Raw genomic sequence first — 4,927 nt, 5'->3', positions numbered from 1 at the left:
TTATTTTGTCCCAAGGCAATGCCTTGACTTCGTTCGAGGGCATTGCGAATTGAGCCTTGAAACAGCCACTGCCAGAGGTCAATGCCCAAACCTTGCATCAAACGACCACTGTAGCTAATCTCCGGACCTTTAGCACCGTTTTGATTCTCTGAGGGCAAAGTGGTGGGATACTGGTTGTGATGACCACTAATCGGCACATGGTTTGAAAATGGGGAAAACATTTCCTGCCAAGCCAGCCAGGACTGAGTCATGTATTCAGACCAAGTAGAATCATGATGAACCATTCCCCCTGGGTAAGGAGCTTTCAGCACCCAGATAGCCAAGTTTTCTCTGCCAGCGGCAGATAGACGAGCGATCGCTAAACTGAGGCAAGGATTTTCGATACCAGACATTAAAGGTTCATCATTATAGGGAATATACCGATGTTTTGATCACTCTATCGAGTCTTGGGTGGTATTGGCGCTATCAATAATGAGGCATTGGTCATTAGTAGGACATCATTAGTTTCCAGTTCTTAGTTGAGGAGTTGAGTGGTTAGTCAGAAAGCTTTGGTGAGCATTAACTTAAAAGCGATAAGCTAATCACTACTTTCTGGAGACTTAGGGAGATTGAGTAGGTCTAGGGGAACTAGACGGAGGCGTCTTTTTCTGACATTGACTCGTTTGGGAAGAGGTTGGTGTAAAATTACGATCCATCATAGGTAAAATATCCTTTTCTCTTATCCACCCTTCCTGTCCCTGTGACACCAAGGTAGCAGAGGGTTTAGTCTGCTTAGAGTTTAACGGTACTGAGGATGAGCCAACTTTGGGAGGGCTAGCCATTTGATCCGATGGAATATCCGATGGAATATCAGTTTTGTTGGTTCCAGGTGAGCAAACTCTTAATCTAATCCACCAAGTCTCTTCCTGAGGATACCTTTTTCTGGCAATCACCTGCAAAACACTACCAGCAGTAAATCTCCCAAGGATTGATTGCTTTTCAGGTTTAACCAAAAGTTGTACAGGACCCACTGTTCTAATAATATCTTGGTTTTTAATTAAGGCAGCTGGCTTAGGGTCGGTCCCGGAGTCAGGGGTTTGTTCTGGAGGAGCTTTAGTTACTGGAATCTGTGTAGGGGTTTTAGAACGGGTTATTTGTTGCCCCTTACCGAGACTAAAAACCCCACTCAGGAAGCGATTTATCTGTCCACTCGCCTTTGGACTCAACACTGGACTCAACAGATAAACGACTACCCCCCCTAACACCAACAGCACGAATATGCCCAACAAAAGTCTCCCAGTCTTCTCAGGAAAGGTTGAAGCTGAATAATTAGGATTTTGGTCACCAGAGGCGTCCCCCTCTTCCATGAGGTTAAGTGTGAGCAACGCTGTTTTTTGTTCATCAGTAGAAGCGGGTTGCTGATCACTCTTAACGTTTAACATTAGAGTCTTGTTGGTCTCGAGAGTGGGAAGGGATTCTATCCGTGGCGGTGATAGTTGGATTGGCAAGGAAGGCTGGCTTGGTGTGACTTGACAGTAAATCAACGCCACCGTGACATTGTCGTGCCCGTTTTTGGTATTAGCAAGCTCAATGATTCGTTCTGCTGCTTTCTTCAAATCAATTTGACCGTCGAGAATAGGCAGTATTTCAGTTTCCCAGTACTGCTCGACTCGGTCATTGTCACTAAGACCATCAGAACACAGCAGAAACAAACAATCTTCATCCAACACCAAGCGCTGTACAGTCGGGTGCAGTGTGGTTGATGAACCCATCCCTAAAGCTTGCACTAGCGCACCAGATGTTGGTTGTTGTAGAGCATGTCGGTAAAGGGTATATCCAAGCCGCACTTCTCGAGACGCTAAATCATCATCTAGAGTAACTTGGTGACAACCATGGCGACTCACCCAATAGATTCTGCTATCCCCGACATGGGTAATGTATATTTCATGGGCATGGGTTCTAGCCATGACCAAGGTTGTTCCCATACGCTGCCGATCAAATCGGTTCTCATGATCATTGCGTTGGCTAATGGAGTCATTGGCAGCACAGACAGCTTTTTCCAATTCCAGGGTTAGAGTGGTTGGGTGCCACACCTTCAGTTTAGCTGGCAGTTGTTTGAGCTGTTGTCGGAGAGTGTCAATCGCCAGTTGGGAGGCAATTTCACCACCTGCTTGTCCACCAATGCCATCGCAAACCATTGCCAAAGCTTCCTTACCTCTTGAAGAGCTAATTAGCTTACCACTAGGAGGGTAGCAAGCGTCTTCATTGTGGCTACGACCGGGACCGGTATCGGTACGAGTGAGAGTCTTATAGGTTCTCGATTGCCATGACCGGCATTCAAACAACCCTTTCGCCAGTAATGCTAACAGCTGCTCTGATGTCTGTATCTGTCCTTTTGTAAGCTGGGAACAGAGTTGTTGGCAAAACTCACTAATAACAGGGGAAGCCCCCTCAAGCAGTTGTGACCACAGCTGACCCAGCTGTTTTAAGGTTGGTGCTGGCGTTTGATCAGGCTGCAATTCCAACAACCTTAGCAAGGCTCCTTCCACCCGCACCAGGTCGGATTTCAGTAAGCTAGACGCTACCCCTTCTCGGCTCAAAGGTTGCCACAGTGAAGCCCATTGCTGCAGCCAGTTGAGTTGGCGTACTGGTGAGGCATCTTTCCAGACGCTAGTGAGTTCTGGTGACAGTTGTCCTTGAGTATTAATGTTCCCTGTTGCCTGAATTGGTACTCCTTCGAGTAACCAAATCTCTTTGTTATGCCTTGGCTGAGGTGTTAGCAGACCATACACTTGAGGCAGGTGTAATCCATAGGAAACCAGTCTCAAGTATGGGGTTATGGTTTGAGGAATCTCTAGTGGGGTCTCTGGCGGTACCGCTGGTTGAGTATCTAAAAGAACACGAGAATGAATCAGGAGGTAGCGCTTAGCAATAACTTCTCCCGGTTGAGCGGCTTTTATGCCTGACCCAATAGCCCACAAGTATCGTCTGAGCAGCGGCGTGCGACATTTTTGGCAGAACTTGTTGGTCTGGGGATTGGGAGCCTGACATTGATGGTTTGGGCAGTGGAGCGTTGCCGCCGGATTGTCCATGAAACTCTTTGCTGCTAAAGATAGCCTGATGGAACCGGGTTAACATTAGCACAGCTTTCTTTGAAGGAGTTATGTGCCAACAAAGGAAGTGCCAAAATCAGCCCATTGATTACAGATTGTAGCGCTTGACTTAAGGGCTGGTTAATGATTTACGTCAATAGTGAATGAATTCCCCTGAAACATTCTAGGCAGCAATGATTACCCTATGGTCTATGGGGAAGGTAACCATTAAGTTTTATGTATTAATTTTATGTATTAATCATTGCGCAATATTGACCGGTTCCCCTCACTCATAGCACTAATCTTGATTAGCTCAGGCCAGATCAGCAAAAAGTACGTCCACCAAAGCAGAATTGGCATAGCAACGAGTAGTGTTATCCAGAGGGTTTTGAAAACTACCCAGATACTCAAGATGATGCCCCCTCCGGTCAATAGGATTGACCAGGGTTGGCACCACCAAGGCTTATAACTCCAAGGATTAAATTTTTTTTCTGTAGACAAGATTAGTCTTTTAAGCTACCACGACTTACTTCTTTGCACTAAGCAAGGGATTGATTAAAAGCATGAGAACGTCAATTGACACTCCCCGCCCTGGAAGGACGGGGATTCTTGCTTGGCCTTTGGCCACGCTACGCGAACAACGAGGTGACTTGTTTAACCAGGCCGGAGCCAGGAAAAATAGAGGTCTCCTCGACCCAAGCGTATTTAGTCTATGACCTAGGTTTCGGTGTGCCGGAGACGAAACCTGATCAGAGGGTCGCCTTAATAAAAAAGTTTTAACCAAAGGTGCGCTTTCCGTCGGCGAATTAAATTCGCCACGGGTCGCACCTCTTTTATGCATAGCCTGTAACCCTTAAAGGCGACCCTCTGATTACGGTAACTTCTAACCCCACCGTACCTAAATTATTTAATAAATTTAGACAAACAATGTTTTTTAATCTTGATTTTCATAGACTTCCAAATCGCTAGATTTGATTATGCAACATGATGATCTCAAAACAGGTTTTTTACATTGTCTACTTATTTTAAGATTATGTTTATCTAAAGTACTAATCGTTTTTTTTATTATGTTTTTATTTATCTTAACGTGCTAGACGAAAACTGTCAAGGCATATCTAAAAAAAGCCGTCCGTTGAAGTTACCGTAAGATAGTGGAGCCTTTATAGTCGGCAGGTTATGCGTAAAAGGTAACGGTCTTTTGTAATAAGGCTCCACTATCTAAGGTTTCGTCTCCTATAAGGACGGGGCTTTAAACCCAATTTTTTTGGTAAACCAGCTACAGTTTGGCCGGGGATGAAGGCAGACAGGCGCTTGAGTTATTCGCTCCCGTCGTGACTTGGTTTGAAAGTAGCTTGTCAGCCTATCTCCTACTGCCTAATTCTCAGGTTCTACTTGGGGCAATCCCATACTGTAATTAATCACTCGGCTTTCCGTATTGTAGCTAATTTGTCCATTTTGCAAAAGCGATCGCACAAGGTGTTCTAGGTCAGAACCGATACGACGGAGGTTGTATTCGGTTAAATCAAATCCGCTGTAGGATTCAACCAACTCATCGAACTTCCGGTAAACCTGCTGTAGAGCGTCTTCATTCCAATTGAATTCGTTATCGGGGTCAATGTCTAAGGTGAGAACGTTATCACTCCCGACTAGTTCGTTGTTTTTTACCTCTGCTGTATAGATTCGGACATGACGAGTGGTTGACTTTAACAGCATCTATAAACCTCCTGCTCACAGCCTTTATTTTTTCATCTTTTCAGGCAGTAGTCAATGCTCACCATGTCAATTCCCTGCAAACCAATCAAAGATTTGCGGTGCGACCTGAAGGCGCGACCAAAGGCCGGGGAACCCGGCCTTGA

Annotated in this window: 4 protein-coding genes and 1 pseudogene; 1 reads left to right on the top strand and 4 read right to left on the bottom strand. The window is 45.5% G+C overall.

Annotated features, from left to right (window positions below; genetic code table 11):
- From F6K20_RS24120 to F6K20_RS24110, 3 genes and pseudogenes are all read right to left on the bottom strand, one after another.
- Positions 1-392: pseudogene (locus tag F6K20_RS24120) on the bottom strand (CHAT domain-containing protein); the annotation flags it as partial.
- Positions 393-599: 207 nt separating this feature from the next.
- Positions 600-3,071: a PP2C family protein-serine/threonine phosphatase gene (locus tag F6K20_RS24115; RefSeq protein WP_048815254.1), complete on the bottom strand. Its 2,472-nt coding sequence runs from the start codon at positions 3,069-3,071 to the stop codon at positions 600-602.
- Positions 3,072-3,326: 255 nt separating this feature from the next.
- Positions 3,327-3,503, bottom strand: coding sequence for a DUF6737 family protein (locus F6K20_RS24110; RefSeq protein WP_324293478.1), 177 nt, complete (start codon positions 3,501-3,503; stop codon positions 3,327-3,329).
- Between the two features lie 131 nt (positions 3,504-3,634).
- Here F6K20_RS24110 and F6K20_RS24105 point away from each other — a divergent pair, with 131 nt between their 5' ends.
- Positions 3,635-3,787, top strand: coding sequence for a hypothetical protein (locus F6K20_RS24105; protein WP_154659805.1), 153 nt, complete (start codon positions 3,635-3,637; stop codon positions 3,785-3,787).
- 658 nt (positions 3,788-4,445) lie between these two features.
- Here the strand turns inward: F6K20_RS24105 and F6K20_RS24100 are convergent.
- The gene (locus F6K20_RS24100) at positions 4,446-4,784 is read right to left on the bottom strand and encodes an NAD(P)H-quinone oxidoreductase subunit M (RefSeq protein ID WP_071102827.1); all 339 of its coding nucleotides are present in this window, start codon (positions 4,782-4,784) and stop codon (positions 4,446-4,448) included.
- Positions 4,785-4,927 lie beyond the last annotated feature (143 nt).

Origin of the sequence: Moorena sp. SIO2C4 (genome assembly GCF_010672485.1) — a bacterium.
Taxonomy (GTDB): Bacteria; Cyanobacteriota; Cyanobacteriia; order Cyanobacteriales; family Coleofasciculaceae; genus Moorena; species Moorena producens.
This window is presented reverse-complemented; position numbering and strand designations above follow the sequence as displayed.